The organism is Acidimicrobiia bacterium (assembly GCA_040880805.1).
Lineage (GTDB): Bacteria > Actinomycetota > Acidimicrobiia > IMCC26256 > DASPTH01 > DASPTH01.
Window position 1 is genome coordinate 13,654 of the sequence record JBBDHW010000009.1, and the last position, 16,926, is coordinate 30,579.

General features: G+C 67.0%; 14 protein-coding genes. 5 read left to right on the forward strand and 9 right to left on the reverse strand.

What is annotated here, in order from left to right; all coding sequences use genetic code 11:
- Positions 1–16: 16 nt before the first annotated feature.
- The 5 genes from WD271_01730 to coaE form a co-directional block, all read right to left on the reverse strand.
- A complete protein-coding gene (locus tag WD271_01730) occupies positions 17–1,750 on the reverse strand; it encodes a hypothetical protein (protein MEX1006547.1) in 1,734 nt (577 codons plus the stop codon).
- 11 nt (positions 1,751–1,761) lie between these two features.
- Positions 1,762–2,484, reverse strand: a complete 723-nt coding sequence (locus tag WD271_01735) for a class I SAM-dependent methyltransferase (protein MEX1006548.1) — start codon at positions 2,482–2,484, stop codon at positions 1,762–1,764.
- Between the two features lie 643 nt (positions 2,485–3,127).
- The gene (uvrA, locus tag WD271_01740; GenBank protein ID MEX1006549.1) at positions 3,128–6,055 is read right to left on the reverse strand and encodes an excinuclease ABC subunit UvrA; all 2,928 of its coding nucleotides are present in this window, start codon (positions 6,053–6,055) and stop codon (positions 3,128–3,130) included.
- 532 nt (positions 6,056–6,587) lie between these two features.
- Positions 6,588–8,624: an excinuclease ABC subunit UvrB gene (gene uvrB, locus WD271_01745; protein ID MEX1006550.1), complete on the reverse strand. Its 2,037-nt coding sequence runs from the start codon at positions 8,622–8,624 to the stop codon at positions 6,588–6,590.
- A 29-nt stretch (positions 8,625–8,653) separates the two neighbouring features.
- Positions 8,654–9,268 (reverse strand): dephospho-CoA kinase, encoded by a 615-nt coding sequence (coaE, locus tag WD271_01750; protein ID MEX1006551.1) that lies wholly within the window; start codon positions 9,266–9,268, stop codon positions 8,654–8,656.
- 139 nt (positions 9,269–9,407) lie between these two features.
- Here coaE and WD271_01755 point away from each other — a divergent pair, with 139 nt between their 5' ends.
- The 5 genes from WD271_01755 (at position 9,408) to WD271_01775 (ending at position 11,988) form a co-directional block, all read left to right on the forward strand.
- Positions 9,408–9,602: a Flp family type IVb pilin gene (locus tag WD271_01755; protein MEX1006552.1), complete on the forward strand. Its 195-nt coding sequence runs from the start codon at positions 9,408–9,410 to the stop codon at positions 9,600–9,602.
- Between the two features lie 147 nt (positions 9,603–9,749).
- Complete coding sequence (locus WD271_01760; GenBank protein ID MEX1006553.1) at positions 9,750–9,944, forward strand: Flp family type IVb pilin; 195 nt, start codon at positions 9,750–9,752, stop codon at positions 9,942–9,944.
- A 151-nt stretch (positions 9,945–10,095) separates the two neighbouring features.
- Positions 10,096–10,293: a Flp family type IVb pilin gene (locus WD271_01765; protein MEX1006554.1), complete on the forward strand. Its 198-nt coding sequence runs from the start codon at positions 10,096–10,098 to the stop codon at positions 10,291–10,293.
- Positions 10,294–10,432: 139 nt separating this feature from the next.
- Entirely contained in the window at positions 10,433–11,212 is a 780-nt protein-coding gene (locus WD271_01770; GenBank protein MEX1006555.1) for a GNAT family N-acetyltransferase, read from the forward strand.
- 5 nt (positions 11,213–11,217) lie between these two features.
- Positions 11,218–11,988, forward strand: coding sequence for a phytanoyl-CoA dioxygenase family protein (locus tag WD271_01775; protein ID MEX1006556.1), 771 nt, complete (start codon positions 11,218–11,220; stop codon positions 11,986–11,988).
- Between the two features lie 4 nt (positions 11,989–11,992).
- Here WD271_01775 and WD271_01780 read toward each other — a convergent pair whose 3' ends face one another.
- From WD271_01780 to WD271_01795, 4 genes are read right to left on the reverse strand one after another with little or no spacing between them, the layout of a single operon-like run.
- A complete protein-coding gene (locus tag WD271_01780) occupies positions 11,993–13,483 on the reverse strand; it encodes a hypothetical protein (protein MEX1006557.1) in 1,491 nt (496 codons plus the stop codon).
- A 4-nt stretch (positions 13,484–13,487) separates the two neighbouring features.
- The gene (locus WD271_01785; protein MEX1006558.1) at positions 13,488–14,399 is read right to left on the reverse strand and encodes a type II secretion system F family protein; all 912 of its coding nucleotides are present in this window, start codon (positions 14,397–14,399) and stop codon (positions 13,488–13,490) included.
- A gap of 1 nt (position 14,400) precedes the next feature.
- Positions 14,401–15,417: a type II secretion system F family protein gene (locus WD271_01790; GenBank protein MEX1006559.1), complete on the reverse strand. Its 1,017-nt coding sequence runs from the start codon at positions 15,415–15,417 to the stop codon at positions 14,401–14,403.
- Positions 15,414–16,919 carry a CpaF family protein gene (locus tag WD271_01795; GenBank protein MEX1006560.1) on the reverse strand — a complete coding sequence of 502 codons (1,506 nt, stop codon included), beginning with the start codon at positions 16,917–16,919 and terminating at the stop codon, positions 15,414–15,416. The genes WD271_01790 and WD271_01795 overlap by 4 nt, the downstream gene beginning before the upstream one ends.
- Between the last annotated feature and the right edge of the window lie 7 nt (positions 16,920–16,926).

Here is a 16,926-nt window from a genome sequence, read left to right on the forward strand (position 1 = left end):
TCGACGGCCAAGGCCTTCAGGGTGAGGTCAAATCGCGGTAGGTCACGACCTGGAGCCGCAGGATCCGGCGTATCTCGAGCGGTTGGGTGTCGACCCGTGAGAACCGACCGAGGCGGCCCGGCAGTTTCCGCCCGGTCGGCGCAACCACGGCCACCTCACGGTCACCCGCACCCTCGACGATGCGAGCGGCCCGGCGCAGTTGCTCGTCCGACACTGCCGTGAGCCAATGCCGGTTGGGCTCGTAGAAGGCGCCGCCTTCCCGGAGGAGATGTCCCTCGAGCGAGATCACCGCCTGGTCGTGCCGGTCGACCAACGTCTCGATCCCGTCGGCGACCGCATGCGACCTCTCGGAGAGCCAGCCGAGCCCAAATGCAGTGACCAGCACCGACATGGCGACGAGCGCCGCGAAGGCGAAACGGCTCCGAGCGACCACCACCGTCGCCACAACGGCCAACAACGCACCTGACAAGAGCTCGTAGCGGCCTCCCCATTGAGGCGCCGCGCCTCCTGAGTACTGAAATGCCCACACGAGAGGAAGTGCCGCGCACGCGACGACCATCGGAAATCCGCTGCGTCGTCGCCATCCGAGCGCGACACCGGCCGCGGCGAACGGTGACGCGGTCAGCACGCCCGGAACGAAGCCGAGCCCGGCACGGGCGCGCAGCAGCACGAATGCGCCCGCGACGGCAAGTGCAGCAATCCCGACCAGGTCGACGCGCTCGTTGCTGTTCAGCAGCCGCCACGCTCCGTACGCCACGAGCAGTACCACCAGCCCACCGATGATCCAGTCGAGCGGAGTGGCGAAGCCGTCGAGGCCAATGAGGGTCGTCAGTGCCTCGCGGCCTCGCGTGGCCAGTGCCCCCGCTGCTGCTCGAGCCGTGCCGGTCACTCGGTTCGAGCGGAGCCCGGTACCAATCGTCACGTGCTCGAGGATCTGGTTCAGGAGGAGTATGACCGCGGCACCTCCCACGATCGCGAACCCAAGCGCGGTACTCCGGGCTATCGAGCGACGACGCATCGCAACGGTCGCGCACGCGACGGCTGTGCCGACGCCCAGGTACACGAGGGCTTCGGTCCGCATCGTCGCGGCGGCGCCGAACAACGCTCCGGCGGCCAAAGCTCCCCAGCAGCCCGCACGCGCCTCGGTAATGTCGAAGAGCAGCACGACACCCCAGAGCATGAGCGCAAGACCGAGCGAATGCTCCCAGAAATCGAGCGCGTAGATCGCAACTGGGCTGGCGAGGCCGATCACCCAGAACGCCGTCCACCCACTCCCGGCGCCGAGCCGACGCGCCAGGGCACGCGCCGCGAAGGCGCTGAACACCGCACCCAGCATCGGCAGGAGCAGGATGGCACGGTCTCCCCCGATCCGGTACAACGGATATGCGGCGTACAGCATCGGCAAGGTTGTGACATTCACCCACTTCCCGCCGGTGCGGAACGTGTAGTAGAGCGGATGGAGCACGCCTGCCGGGTTTTCTCGCTCGGCCCAGTACCCGACCGCCGGATCGAGACCACCATGGCGTTCCATCATGTGAAGCGTCGCGAGCTTCCCGCCCGTGTCGGTCCCGAGCGTGCCGCGGGGATCGTTGAGCGTCAGCGACAAGCCGGCGTACACGACCAGGAGCAGGAGGCCGGCGATCACAGGGCGCTGCAACCAGTGCATCGAGTCGGGCCGCGGACGCGCAGCCCCTGGGGTCGCGACGTGTAACTGCTCGTTGGCCGAGGCCTTGCTCCGCGGTGTCTCCACCGCGGCGCCGGTCACTCCACGCGACGGGCGCGGATCAACATCAGCCGCGGGATTGCGGCCGCGTCGCGGTACTCCTGCGCCGAAGCGAGGAAGCCCGGCGGAGGCGGTGGTTCGTCCATGTCTTCGATCAGCAGACCCACCTCACCCATCACGTGTACGTATCGGCCTAATGGGCGGTGCATGAAGGGCAGATCGATTCCAGGAGCTACCTGCTCGAGGGTCCCGTCGTCATGGATGTACGGGCCCACCCGCCAGTACTGCTCCTCGAGGATGTGGTCGTCGATCCAGCCGCTGCCGGGGGTTTGGAGGAGCGGGTGGTTCAGCAGGAGGAGGAAACGGCCACCCGGGGCGAGAACCCGAGCGATCTCGTGGATGCAGGGTTCGATCGGATCGATGTGCTCGATCACGAGGCACATCACGACCGCGTCGAAGGCGCCCGACGGGCACGGCAGGTCGTCAGCGACGGCTCGGGCGTAGAAGGGCCCGCCCGCCCGTTGCTTGGCAACCGTGATCTGCGCGTGAGTGGGATCGACGCCGACGACCACCGCGCCGAGCGCCGCCGCGCGGCGCGCGACCTGTCCCTCACCACATCCGATGTCGAGCACCCGACGCGTGCCGGCCAGGTGCCGGTCGATCAGCGGGAGGATCTGCTCCTCGTACTCGGGGTCGGCGCCGTCGGTGAACTCGCGCTGCCACCACTCCGCGTGCTGCTCCCAGAGGGACGGGTCATCCACGTTCACCACGCCATTCTCATGCACGCAGGTACGGTTCACGGAACTCCGCAGTTCCGTACGCAGCGCGGCGTTCTTTTGGCCTTCAGTCGCCGCTGAGCACATTGACGGCCAAAAGAATCGAACCCGTCTGACCGAGCGGTTCTGGCGCGTGGTTCGGTGACCTACGAGTCGTCTCCGCTCCGGCAATCGCATGAGATCGACGCCGCAAGATCGATCTCTTGCTGAGATCAGATTGTCGCACCGCGGAATGAATCGGGTGAGGTCTGCGAGGTGAGCCTCGTTTCAGTCGCCGAGTTTCGCGACCACTCGGCTCGTGATCCATCCGGCAGCCGATACGTGCGTGTGACGATGGGCAAGTGGCCCGCGTAGCCATCGACTTCGCGAAGCAACTCCCATCGCGTGATAGCCCGTTCGCCGTCATCGGCCACGCGCACGTGATTGCCCGATCTGGAGCGGGCCTGCTGATCCACTGACATGGCGCTCCCGGGACGTCGGAGATTTGTGACGAAGGCGACGGTCGAGGTCGCGGAAGAGCGACTATGGAGGCGAACCTCACGCCGCCGCAGGCGGCCTTCTCGGCGAGCGGGACGACGTCGGAGCGATGAGGTGAGCTCGTGCCGGCGCCGTTGAGGCAGCAAGCGGGCTACGTGATCCCGAGCACCGGCGCGAGAAAACGGCCGGTGTGGCTCTCGGCCGTCTTCGCCACGTGCTCGGGGGTGCCCTCCACGACGACGGCGCCGCCGGCGTCGCCGCCTTCGGGGCCGAGATCGACGATCCAGTCGGCCGACTTCACCACGTCGAGGTTGTGCTCGATCACGATCACCGTGTTCCCCTGTTCGACGAGCCGTTGGAGAACACCGAGCAGCCGTCGAACGTCTTCGAAGTGCAACCCGGTGGTGGGCTCGTCGAGGATGTACAGCGTCCGCCCCGTCGCGCGCTTGCCCAACTCCGACGACAGCTTCACGCGCTGCGCTTCACCACCCGAGAGGGTGGGTGCGGGTTGGCCGAGACGCACGTAGCCGAGCCCGACGTCGACCAGCGTCTGCAGGTGCCGCGCGATGGTGGGCTGGTTGGCAAAGAACTCGAGGCCCTCCTCGATCGAGAGATCGAGCACCTCGGCGATGTTCTTGCCCTTGAACGTGACGTCGAGCGTGTCGCGGTTGTAACGGGCGCCCTTGCACACCTCGCACGGCACGTACACATCCGGGAGAAAGTGCATCTCGATCTTGATCGTCCCGTCACCGGCACACGCCTCGCACCGGCCGCCCTTCACGTTGAACGAGAACCGGCCGGGGAGGTAGCCGCGGACCTTCGATTCCTGCGTGGATGCGAACAGGGTGCGGATCTTGTCGAAGACACCGGTATACGTGGCGGGGTTCGAACGCGGCGTGCGACCGATCGGCGACTGGTCGATGTTGATGACCTTGTCGATGTGCTCGGTGCCCTCGATGCTCTTGTGCCGGCCCGGAACGTCACGCGAGCGGTAGATCTTCTGCATCAGCGACGGGTACAGGATGTCGCTCACGAGCGTGCTCTTGCCGCTGCCGCTCACACCGGTGACGGTAATGAAGCACCCGAGCGGGAACTCCACGTCGATGTGCTGGAGGTTGTGCTCGTGCGCGTCGCGCACGGTGATCCACGCGTCGCCCGGCGTGCGGCGGATCTCGGGAATCGGAATCGTGCGCTTCTTCGCGAGGTACTGGCCCGTGATCGACCGCGGCTCGGCGAGCATCTTTTTCAACGTGCCTGCTACGACGATCTCACCGCCGTGCTCGCCGGCGCCGGGGCCGATGTCGACGACGTGGTCGGCCACGCGGATCGTCTCTTCGTCGTGCTCGACGACGATCACGGTGTTGCCGATGTCGCGCAGCCGCACGAGCGTGTCGATGAGGCGCTGGTTGTCGCGCTGGTGGAGGCCGATCGACGGCTCGTCGAGCACGTAGAGCACACCGACGAGGCCGCTCCCGATCTGCGACGCCAAGCGGATGCGTTGTGCCTCACCCCCGGCGAGCGTGGCCGAGGAGCGGTTGAGCGTGAGGTAGTCGAGGCCGACGTCGAGCAGGAACCGCAGACGCTCGTTCACTTCCTTCTCGACGCGCTCGGCGATCATCCGATCGCGCTCGGACAGATCGAGCGAGCCCAGGAACTTCGAGGCCTTGCTGATCGAGAGCTCGCCGACCTCGTAGATGTTCATGTCGCCGATGGTCACCGCGAGCGACGCGGGGCGGAGTCGGGCACCGTTGCACGCCGCGCACGGGACCTCGCGCATATAGCCCTCGATCTGCTCGCGTGCGCGATCACTCTCGGATTCCTGGTGGCGCCGCTCGAGCCACGGGACGACGCCCTCGAACTGGGTGGTGTACGAGCGTTGCCGGCCGTAGCGATTGCGGTACGACACCTTGATCTGCGTGCCGCCGGTGCCGTGGAGCACTCCGTTCTTCGCGCTCTTCTTCAACTTCTTCCACGGCGTGTCGAGCGAAAAGCTGCTCTCCGCCGCCACCGACTCGAGCACCCGCTCGAAGTAGTGACTCCGGAACCCCGCCCACGCCGCGATCGCGCCCTCACTGATCGACAGGTCGTCGTTGGGCACGACGAGCTCCGGATCGACCTCGAAGCGCGTGCCCAGACCTGCGCACCGCTCGCACGCGCCGTACGGTGAGTTGAACGAGAAGTTGCGCGGCGCGAGCTCGTCGAAAGAGATCCCGCAGTGCGTGCACGCGAGATGCTCGGAGAACGTCATCCGCTCCTGCTCTTGGTCGCGCTCACTCGACGGGCGGGATACCCGCCCGTCGCCCTTCGGGCCGTTCGCTGCTCCGGCGAGCTCGTTCGCTTCCGCTCCCTCGCCGCTCTGCGTCGGGACGATCTCCACTTCGGCGACGCCTTCGGCGAGGCGCAGCGCGGTCTCGAGCGAGTCGGTGAGCCGGCGCTCGATTCCCGGTCGTCGTACGAGACGGTCGACCACGACCTCGATGGTGTGGTTCTCGTAACGGGCGAGGGGGCTGCCACTCCCGAGGTCGACGATCTCACCGTCGACGCGGGCGCGGGTGTAGCCCTGCTGCGCGAGCTCCTTGAGCATCCCTTCGTACTCGCCCTTGCGACCCCTCACCACCGGCGCGAGCACCTGGAACCTGGTGCCTTCGGGAAGTTGCAGCACGCGGTCGACGATTTGCTGGGGCGTCTGGCGCGTGATCACCCGTCCACAGGTCGGACAATGCGGCACGCCGATGCGCGCGTAGAGGAGGCGGAGGTAGTCGTAGATCTCGGTGATCGTGCCGACGGTGGACCGCGGGTTGCGCGAGGCCGACTTCTGGTCGATCGAGATCGCCGGCGAGAGGCCTTCGATGAAATCGACGTCGGGCTTGTCCATCTGGCCGAGGAACTGCCGCGCGTATGCCGACAGCGACTCGACGTAGCGTCGCTGGCCCTCCGCGTAGATCGTGTCGAACGCGAGCGACGACTTCCCCGATCCCGAGAGACCGGTGAAGACGATCAGCTTGTCGCGCGGCAGCTCGACGTCGACATTGCGGAGGTTGTGCTCACGCGCTCCCCGGATCCGGATCGACCCACCCACAGGCCGTCACAGTACCCGCTCCGGCAGCTCATCGAACGGATGTTCGGAGGCAGAGAAGCCACCCGTCGGTCCAGGTCGGCGCGCAACGTTCGAGGTGCTCCGCCGACAGTCCGCGATCCATCCACACGAGGACCCAGACGCGGCCACCGAATCCCCGACCGACCACGAACGCATCAACATCGTGAAGGCCGCTCGCGTTCACTGCCGTCGCGGGATATTCGCCGCGCACTCCGATACGCCAATCGACCAGCGCACCGAACCGCGCCGGGTACGACGCGACCACGGCGATCACCGCGAGCGTGACGCCAACGGGTCGCGTGTGCCCTGCGCACCGAGCTTGATCGGTAGCCGGCGGACCGCACCGGTCACTTCGAGAGGATGCGCCCGCCGGCGGAGACCCGGCTCGAAGAGCCGGCTTCCGACGCAGGAGGAAGCCGCAGGGGCTCCGCCGGATCCAAGGGCGCCCTCGAGAAGTGCAACCGGTGCGAGTGCGCCGGCGACAACCCCGACGAGGACACGCTCCGACAAGGAGTCAGGACACGGCGCGCAACTCGCGCTTCAACTCCTGGATCTCGTCGCGCAACCGGGCCGCCTCTTCGAACCGCAGATCCCGCGCGGCATCGGCCATCTCGTCTTGCAACGTCTGGATGAGCCGTCCGAGATCGTCCGGCGGCACGTCGGAGAGGTCGAACACAGCAGACCGCTGCCTTTGGTCACGACCGCCGCGTGCACGCCGGCCGCGACCGCGCGACGGCGCGGCGTCACCGTCGGAACCGCGCAACATCTCGAGGATGTCGGTGACCTTCTTGCGCACGGTCTGCGGGTCGATGCCGTGCGCAGCGTTGTACTCGAACTGCTTCTTGCGTCGCCGGTTCGTCTCCGAGATCGCGTGGCGCATCGAGTCGGTCATCTGGTCGGCGTACATGATCACTTGGCCGTCGACGTTGCGTGCGGCGCGTCCGATCATCTGGATGAGCGACGTGCCGGAGCGGAGGAACCCCTCTTTGTCGGCGTCGAGGATGGAGACGAGCGACACCTCGGGCAGGTCGAGCCCCTCACGGAGCAGGTTGATGCCGACCAGCACGTCGAACTCGCCGAGCCGGAGCGAACGCAGGATCTCGACGCGTTCGAGGGTGTCGACCTCGCTGTGCAGGTAGCGGACGCGCAGGCCGAGCTCGACGAGGTAGTCCGTAAGGTCCTCGGCCATCTTCTTGGTGAGCGTGGTGACGAGGACGCGCTGGTCGCGATCGGTGCGCGTGCGGATCTCGGCGACCAGGTCGTCGATCTGGCCACGCGTGGGGCGCACGACGACCTCGGGATCGATGAGCCCGGTGGGCCGCACGATCTGCTCTGCGACCTGCGTGGACACCTCGAGCTCGTACGGGCTCGGCGTGGCCGACAGGAAGACGACCTGGTTCACCACCTCCGTGAACTCCTCGAAGCGGAGGGGTCGGTTGTCCATGGCGGAGGGCAGCCGGAACCCGTGCTCGACCAATGTCTCCTTGCGGGAGCGGTCACCCTCGAACTGGCCGTGGAGTTGCGGCACCGTGACGTGCGACTCGTCGACGACACAGACGAAGTCGTCGGGGAAGTAGTCGAGGAGCGTGAACGGTCTCTGGCCGGGGCTGCGGCCGTCGAGGTGACGCGAGTAGTTCTCGATGCCGGAGCACACCCCGATCTCACGCATCATCTCGAGGTCGTAGGTAGTGCGCATCCGGAGCCGTTGCGCTTCGAGCAGCTTCCCGTGCCCCTCGAGATACGCAAGCCGTTCTGCGAGCTCCACCTCGATGCCCTCGATCGCGGCCCGCATGTGCTCGTCGTCGGTGACGTAGTGCGAAGCCGGGAAGAGGACGAGCCGGTCCACCTCCTCGACGACCTCGCCGGTGAGCGGGTCGACCGAAGCGATGCGTTCGACCTCGTCACCGAAGAGCTGGATACGGACGGCCCGCTCCTCGTACGCGGGGAACACCTCGATGGTGTCGCCCCGCACCCGGAACTTGTTGCGGGCGAAAGCGATGTCGTTGCGGTCGTACTGGAGCTCGACGAGCCGGGCGAGGATCGCGCGCTGGTCGCGCTCCTCCCCCACGTCGAGGATCAGCGACTGCTTCGCGTACTCGTCGGGACCGCCGAGCCCGTAGATCGCCGACACCGACGCGACGATCACGACGTCGCGCCGCGACATCAGCGCGCTGGTGGCGGAGTGGCGCAGCCGGTCGATCTCGTCGTTGATCGACGAGTCCTTCTCGATGTAGGTGTCGGTGGACGGCAGGTACGCCTCAGGCTGGTAGTAGTCGTAGTAGGACACGAAGTACTCGACGCGGTTCTTCGGGAAGAGCTCGCGGAACTCGCTGGTGAGCTGCGCCGCAAGGCTCTTGTTGGGCGCGAGGACCAGCGTGGGCCGGTTGACCTTCGCGATCACGCCGGCGGTGGTGAAGCTCTTGCCGGAGCCGGTGATGCCGAGCAGCGTCTGGAACTTGTCGCCGCGTTCGATTCCGACCGCGAGCGCGTCGATCGCTTCCGGCTGATCGCCGGCAGGTGACAGATCGGAGACCACTTCGAGCGCGGGCACGGGACGACTCTAAACGCGGGGTACGACGCTCACTCCCCGTGCTGTTCCTCGCGCAGGCGCTCGAGGTCCGCCCACACCTCGTCGACCTGCCGGGCGAGCGCCTCGACATCGCCGGAATTGTCGAGCACGTACGTGGCGAACACCCGCCGTTCGTCGTCGCCTGCCTGCGCGGCCATCCGGCGTTCGCCGTCGTCGCGGGCGATGCCACGTTCCTCGAGTCGAGCGAGGCGGATGTCGCGCGGTGACTCAACCACGATGACGGCCGCGAACTCGCGCTCGCGCCCGGGGCCGCCCTCGGCCAAGAGCGGGGCGTCGCAGACGACGATGGCGTCGGCGGGTGCCTCCGCGATGCGCTCCGAGAACTGTTCCACGATGGCCGGCCACGTGATCCCGTTGAGGGCGAGGCGGCTCTGCTCGTCGGTGAACGCGATCCGCGCGAGGCCGGCTCGGTCCAGACGACCGTCCAGGAGGAGGATCCCGCTGCCGAAGCGCTCGACCAGGGCCGCCAGGGCGGGCTGCCCGGGCTCTACGATCGCCCGGGCAGCCTCGTCGGCGTCCACCACCGTGGCGCCCTTGTCCTGCAGCATGCGGCCGACGGTCGACTTCCCGGACCCGATGCCCCCCGTCAGCCCCACCAGCAACATGCTGTGACGGATGCTACTTGACCGCGATTCGCGCGCAGAGTGCTCAACCCTCGGCCCATCGGTGCCGATAGCTCTCTCCAGCGGGCAGCCAAGCCCGTTCCCAGACCCGTACGGGGTTGAGACAAGAAGGGGCCAGTACATGAATCTGTTCGTGTTGCGGACCTGGCTGCAGGCCAAGTTCACCAAGGACGAGCGTGGCGCAAGCATGGTGGAGTACATCCTGCTCGTCGCGTTGATCGCACTCGCCGTGATCGCGGCGGTTGTGTTCCTGCGTGGCCAGGTGTCAAGCAAGTTCGACGACGCCGGCAGCAAGATCAGCTCGAACGGTAGCTGAACCGGCTACCAGCGAGACCGCTCTGCTTCGGCGGGATCCTTCCCAGGACTTTTTCAAGTCTCGGGAGGGTCCCGCCGATTCTTTGTGTGACAGACACCACAGTCCAGCCCCGGGCATGGCCTCGAAACGATCGGAAGGGGTCGGTTGATGAACATGTTCGTATTGCGGACCTGGCTGCAGGCCAAGTTCACCAAGGACGAGCGGGGCGCCAGCATGGTGGAGTACATCCTCCTGGTGGCCCTCATCGCCCTCGCGGTGATTGCAGCAGTGGTCTTCCTCCGTGATCAGGTGAGCACCAAGTTCGACGACGCCGGCAGCAAGCTCAGCTCGAACGGCAGCTGAACACCCGTCTTCGAAAAATGTGACGTTCGTCGGCGGATCCCAGCGGGGCTTCTTCAAGTCCCGACGGGATTCCGCCGATGTACTTGTGGGGCAAGACCACGGTGATGGCCGGGCAGCCGACACCGTTGACACGAGAAGAGGGGCAAACCGAATGGACCTGTTCGTAGTGCGGACTTGGCTTTCTGCCAGGTTTACGAAGAGTGAGCGCGGGGCCAGCATGGTCGAGTACATCCTGCTCGTCGCGTTGATCGCGCTCGCGGTCATCGCGGCGGTCGTGTTCCTCCGCGACCAGATGAGCACCAAGTTCGACGAGGCCGGCAGCACGGTCAGCCGGCTACCGAACCCGTAGTTCGCAAAGAAGCCAGTCGAGACGGAGAGGGCTTCGGACTCGGTCCGGGGCCCTCTCGTCGCGTCCGGACGAAATTCACGGCCGGCTGCTCGATGCCGAGCGCTGGCCAGATGATCCGCCGGTTCCGGCCGACGCAGTCATCGCCTTCCGACGCGCGCAGCCGGCGCGGGTCCGAGATCACGTCGTTCGGGCCCGGGATACGCGCGGCGAGCTCGTCGGGCACGCCTTCTGCCGGATCGATCCCGAAGACGACGAGACGCCCGATCTGCTCGGTGTCAGCGTGTGCGTGCACCCCGATCACCGTCGGCGAGGCGTGGGCACTTTGCTCCTCGAGCATCTCGTCGCCTTCGGGCGGGCGAACGGCCGCACGCGCCTGACGTCTTGGACCACGTCGCAGGTACCCGCGGGCTCGGCGTTCGCGGAGGCCCACGGCGCCCGGGCGGTCTCGCTCGGGCGCGTCAACCATCTGGCCGTAGCCGACGTCGACCGCGCCGAGCTCGAGCGCTGGGTCCGGGAGGGCCCCGCGCGTGCACCGGGCTACGAGCTCATCGGCTGGGACGGCCCGACCCCCGACGAACACCTCGCCGCGTTCGCCGATCTGTACCACGTCATGAACGACGCGCCACTGGACGACCTCGAGACCAACGACAGCATCTTCACGCCGGCGCTGATCCGCGACTGGGAGCAAGGAGTGGCCGCGCTCGGCGGCGAGGTCTGGACCCTGGTGGCGCGCGCGCCCGATGGCGGGCTCGCGGGTATGCACAGCATCCGCATCATGCACGACTGGCCGGAGGTCACCGACATCCGAACCGGGAACGCCGACAGCAACGCCGCGATGATGGGTATCAACACCGCGATGGGCTACGTACCCCTCATGGCGACCACTACGTTCGAGCTCGTCGTCAAACCCGGGGTGTAGCAACCGTGGCCAAGGTTCTCTCCACCGACGACATCGAGCGGTTCCTCGACGACGGCTACGTCGTGGTGCGCAACTGCTTCCCGCGTTCCGTCGCCGAAGCCGGACAGCAGGTCGTGTGGGATGCACTGGAGCTCGCTCTGGACCAACCCGAAGCCTGGACAGAGCCGACGGTCCATCTTCGCTACGGGTTCTCCGACGGACCCTTCGCGAGCGTCATGAACGATCGCCTCGTCGACGCGTTCGACGACATCCTTGGCGCCGAGCGATGGTCGTTCGACGAGGGCTACGGCTGGTGGCCGGTGCTGTTCCCGGGATTCGCGGCCGGATGCGCGTTCGACCAACTCGGGTGGCACGTCGACGGCGAGGGGTTCCACCACACCCTCCGCGTCCCCGAGAAGGCCATGGTGAGCATCTTCATGTTCTCCGACATCGAGCGAGGCGACGGCGGGACTGCAATCTTTGCTGGGTCACACCGGCGCGTTGCCCGGATCATCGCCGAGGCGGAGCCCGACGGCATCGACCAGGCTGCCCTGACCAGCGAGCTACCGCTCCCGCTGAGCGCGATCGAGGTCGTCGAGATCACCGGCCGAGCCGGCGACGTTGTGTTCATGCACCCGTTCATCGTCCACGCGAGCGGCGCCAACACCGGTTCTCACGTGCGCTTCGCGTGCAACCCCCACGTGGCACTGCTCCACCCCATGGATTTCGAGCGTCCGCCCGAACAACTGTCACTGACCGAGCTGGCGATCGTGCGAGCGCTCGCGGAGTCGCAGTAAGCGATCAGCGGGATCGCACCCACACGGCGCGGGTCTTGTCGCGGTGGACGCGGCGCCAGTCGGGTGAGGCGTTGAGCTGCGCCGCGAATGAGCTGCCGCGGTTCCATACGACGGTCTCGACGTCGTAGCGGTCGAGGACCTTGCTCCACCCGGGCTTCCCATCGTCGACAGTGAAGTAGTCGTAGATCAGCTTGGTCGGGTACATGTCGTAGCGGTCGTCGATGAACACTCGCTGCTCCGGGTAGTACTCGAGGATCACGTAACCCGAGTCGGAGTCGCTCGTGAGGAGTCGGGTCCCCAGCAGGCCGTTGTCCTTCACGTAGTCCATGGCCTTCACCGGATACGTCGCGAACGCGAAGTCGCGCTGCTGCGACGCTCGCAACCCGATGACGAGACCCAGGAACGCGATCAGCGAGAGCGCGCCCACGACAATCGTGCGACGCGTCCCGTCGGAACGCTCCTCGTCACGTGCGAACGCGCGCGCCACCACCGGTAGACCCACCAACGGTGCGATCGCGACGTTGCGCAGCGCCCACAGCGCGAGGAAGAGCATCGGCAGCGTGACGACGAGATCGCGCCGTGACACGCGGTTGCGACCACGGGCCAGCGCGCCGACGTACACCGCGATCCAGATTCCGAGTGCGAACCCGTAGATCTTGCGGAAGTCCGGCGACCGCCACTCGATGATGTGCGAGAGGATGTCGCCCCTCGACAGGAGCGAGATCGGGAAGGTCACCAGCTCGGCGCCGTACGGGTTCACGAACGCCACCGCAAAGCCGACCGCCGCACCGGCGAGCAGCAGGCGCTCCCGCCCCTCCCACGGACGCGCGCCGTCGATCCAACGACCGAGGAGGTGCAGCCCGAGGTAGGTGAATCCGAGCGCGAAGCTTCCGTGCACGTTGGCCCACAACCAGAAGACGACGGGCAGCACGATCATCGGGTGTCGGCCGACGAGGCTGTCGGGTACCTCGACCGTCCAGAGCAGCACGAGGAAGAAGAGCACGCCGATCAGCAGCGGCCGCTCCGACCACAGCGCGTAGATCCCCGCGAGCGCGGCCAGCGTGATGCCGCACGCGACGGCCCGGTCGCGTACCAGCCGCAGCGCGAGGCGGTACGCGAGCACACCGATACACGCACCGACCAGCCCCACGAAGAGCCGCACGCCGAAGGCGCCGGAGATTCGGAACAAGGCGCCGTAGGTGACCTCGGCGAGCCACGACTGCGCGACCCATGGCGTGCCGGCTGCGGTGTAGGAGAACACGTCGTGATGCGGGATGCCGTGGTCGAGGATGTACTCGCCGGTGCGCAGGTGCCAGAAGAACGAGTTGTCGGACAGGCCCGAGATCCCGACCGCCCAGCCGAAGAGCCCGAACACCGCCGAGAACACCACGCCGAGTCCGAGGGTGTGCCGGTCTGGCGTCTGCTCGTCGACGTGCTCCGGGGAACGCGCCGGGGCAGCCGCCTTTGCTCGCGCGAGGGTGGGCGTTGCAGTCATGACCTCAGAGCGAGCGCGAGATCTGGATGAACGCGGGCCCGATGATCACGACGAAGATCGACGGGAAGATGCAGAACACCAGGGGGAACAGCATCTTGACCGGTGCCTTTTGCGCCTGCTCCTGCGCCCGGAGGCGGCGGCGGATGCGCATCTCGTCGGCCTGCGAGCGCAGCAGGCGGGAGATCGACACACCGAAGGTGTCGGCCTGGAGCATGCCGAGGATGAAGGCCCGCAACTCGCGGACGGCGGTGCGGTCGGCCATCGCGCGGAGCGCGTTGGCCCGCGACGAACCGATGCGGATCTCGTGCAGCATGCGGCGGAACTCGTCGGACAACGCGCCGGGCACCGCAGTACAGGTGCGATCCAGCGCCTGCTCGAAACCGAGACCGGCTTCCACAGAGATCACGAGCAGGTCGAGGACATCGGGAAGCTTGCGCGAGATCTCTTTCTGGCGCTCGTCGATCTTCCGGTTGATGAGCACGTCGGGATACAGGAACGACGCGCCCCAGAGCAGCGCGATCGCAACCAGTGCCACGAGACCCTTGAGGCCCAGCGCGAGGACGAGCGGCGCCCAGACCAGCACCGACACGATCCCGAGGAGCTTCATCACGAGGATCTTGTCGACGTTGAGGTTCGGCGGACTGCCCGCGAACACGAGCTTGCCGGCCACTCCCTCGCCGAACCCGGCGGGCGTGAACCGTCGCGCGACTCCGGTGAGACCCTCCAAGAGCGGCGTGAACACGCGCTCGCTGATCGGCGCCAGCATCTCCTGGTCGCGCACGTCCTGGATCTGATAACCCTCGAGCCGGCGCAGCGACTCGCGCACGTCGGCGCGCTCGGCGGTGACCGACCCCACGACGAAGGTCAGCGCGGCGATCGACGTCGCCAGCACGAGCGAGATCATCACGGGAGTCACGTCACACCTCGATCGCCAGGATCTTGCGGAGCCACAGGAAGCCGAAGAACGTCATCACGCCCGACGCGATGATCGCCATGATGCCGATCGAGTTGTGGAACAGCTCGCTGATGTAGTCGGGCTGCACCAGGTAGAGCACACCCGCGAACGCGATCGGGAAGATCCCGAGGATGATTCCGGAGAAACGTCCCTCGGCGGTGAGGGCCTTGATCTCGTGACGGATCCGCTCGCGCTGCGTCATCGTGTCCGCCACGGTGTCGAGCAGCTCGGCGAGGTTCCCACCCACTTCCCGCTGGATGCGGATGGCCATGACCGCCCACATCAGGTCGACGCTCGTCATGCGGTTGGCCGAGTCTTCGAGCGCGTCCTCGATCGGCCGACCGAGGCGCGATTCGGTGAACACGCGCTGGAGCTCGCGCCGCGTGGGTTCGGTCGCCTCGTTCGCCACCGACTCGAGGCCCTGCGCGAACGAGAAGCCGGCTCGCATCGACCCGGAGAGCAGGTTCAGCGTGTCGGGCAGCTGCACCTGGAACTCACGCAGGCGCTTCTTGCGGCGGCGGTGCAGCAGCGCGACCGGCACGATCGCGGCGGCAAACGCGAGGATCATCGCCAGACCGAGCGGGAAGACCATGATTCCGAACAACGCGACGACGAACACTCCGGTGAAGTAGAAGAACAGCGCTTCGGGAGGCCGTAGCGGCAGGTCCGCCTGTTCGAGCGCGTCCTCGGTGCGACTCAGGAGCCCGGCACGATCGGCGAGCCGTCCGGTGAGTCCGACCATGCGCTTGAGCACGGCCGTCTCCGCGAACACCTGGTCGGGTCGCTGGTGCGGGTTGAAGTCCTCGACCTCCTGCGACTGGTCGGGCACGAGCTCGCCGAGGCGCTCCTCGATACTCCCCCGCTTCGGCGGAGACATGAACAGGAGCGAGAGTGCGAATGCGAGTACCGCGACCGCGAGCAAGCCGGCGAAGACGACCTTCGTCGGGGCGGCGATCGCCAGTAGCTCGACAGTGGTCACCGACCTCCTCCCGGCCTGCCCACGGACTGGCCTACGGACTGGCCCCCGGACTGGCCCCCGGACTGGCCCGCGGACTGGTTCGAGAAGAGCGACGGGTCGAGGGAGATGCCGTAGTCGGCGAGACGTTCCGAGAACGACGGGCGGATTCCGGTGCTCTTGAGGTGTCCGCGGAACTTGCCGTCCTCGTCGATCCCCATCGAGAAGTCGAACGTGTAGATGTCTTGGAGCACGACGACGTCGCCCTCCATGCCCATCACTTCGCTCACCTGGGTGATCCGACGGGTGCCGTCCCGGAGGCGCGCGAGGTGGACGACGAGGTCGAGGGCGGATGCCATCTGCTCACGGACGACTCGCACGGGCAGGTCCATGCCCGCCATGAGCGTCATCGTCTCGATCCGGGACAGCGTGTCGCGCGGTGAGTTCGAGTGGACAGTCGTGATCGAACCGTCGTGACCGGTGTTCATGGCCTGGAGCATGTCGAGGGCCTCGCCGCCACGGACCTCACCGACCACGATGCGGTCGGGGCGCATACGGAGGGCGTTGCGCACGAGCTCACGGATCCGGACCTCGCCCGCGCCCTCGATGTTCGGTGGGCGCGCTTCCAGCGGGAGCACGTGCTCCTGGTGGAGCTGGAGCTCCTTGGCGTCCTCCACGGTCACGATGCGCTCCTCGGCGGGGATGAAGCTCGAGAGCACGTTCAGCAGCGTCGTCTTCCCGGTGCCGGTACCACCGCTGACAACGGCGTTGAGACGACCGCGCACGCAGAGGTTGATGAAGTGCGCCACTTGTGGGGTGAGGGTTCCGAAGTTGATCAGATCGTCGACCATGTAGGGGTCCTTCGCGAACTTTCGGATCGTCATGAACGGCCCGCCGATTGCGAGCGGGTGCACGATGACGTTCACACGGGAACCGTCGGGGAGTCGCGCGTCGACCATTGGATTCGCTTCGTCGACGCGGCGGCCAACCTGGCTCACGATCTTGTCGATGATTCGGCGGACGTGCACCTCGTCGACGAAGCGCACGCTCGACTGCTCGATGCGCCCCGCGCGTTCGACGTACACATGCGTCGGGCCGTTCACCATGACTTCGGTGATGTCCGGGTCACGGAGCAGCTGGTCGATGGGCCCGTACCCGAGGACGTCGTCGGTGACCGACTGCACGAGCTGCTGGCGCTCCGCGCCCGTGAGGGCGAGCCGCTCCTGCGAGAGCGCGCGATGGAGCTGCTCGTCGACCTGGCGCCGCAGGTCCGCCTCGCTGACCCGTTGGTCGTAGAGGAGCGGCCCCAGTTCGTGGATCACGAACTGGTGCATCTTCTGGCGCATCTCCTCGAGTGCCTGCTCGCGCTGCGAGCTGCCGGGGCCGCGGTCCGCCCACCGGTTGGGCGCCGGACGGTTGGGCGGCGGCTGCTGTGCCGGAGGCTGCTGTGCCGCAGGCGGCGGTTGGGCCGGCGGCGACTGCGGTGCTGCAGGCGGTTGCCCTTGTGGGTGCTGGGTCTGCGTCATGGTGTGA

Bases quoted from the DNA above. Each gene is read 5' to 3' on its own strand.
- coaE (MEX1006551.1), bottom strand. From the start codon at position 9,268: ATGTTGCTGGTGGGGCTGACGGGGGGCATCGGGTCCGGGAAGTCGACC.
- WD271_01755 (MEX1006552.1), top strand. From the start codon at position 9,408: ATGAATCTGTTCGTGTTGCGGACCTGGCTGCAGGCCAAGTTCACCAAG.
- WD271_01760 (MEX1006553.1), top strand. From the start codon at position 9,750: ATGAACATGTTCGTATTGCGGACCTGGCTGCAGGCCAAGTTCACCAAG.
- WD271_01765 (MEX1006554.1), top strand. From the start codon at position 10,096: ATGGACCTGTTCGTAGTGCGGACTTGGCTTTCTGCCAGGTTTACGAAG.
- WD271_01780 (MEX1006557.1), bottom strand. From the start codon at position 13,483: ATGACTGCAACGCCCACCCTCGCGCGAGCAAAGGCGGCTGCCCCGGCG.
- WD271_01795 (MEX1006560.1), bottom strand. From the start codon at position 16,919: ATGACGCAGACCCAGCACCCACAAGGGCAACCGCCTGCAGCACCGCAG.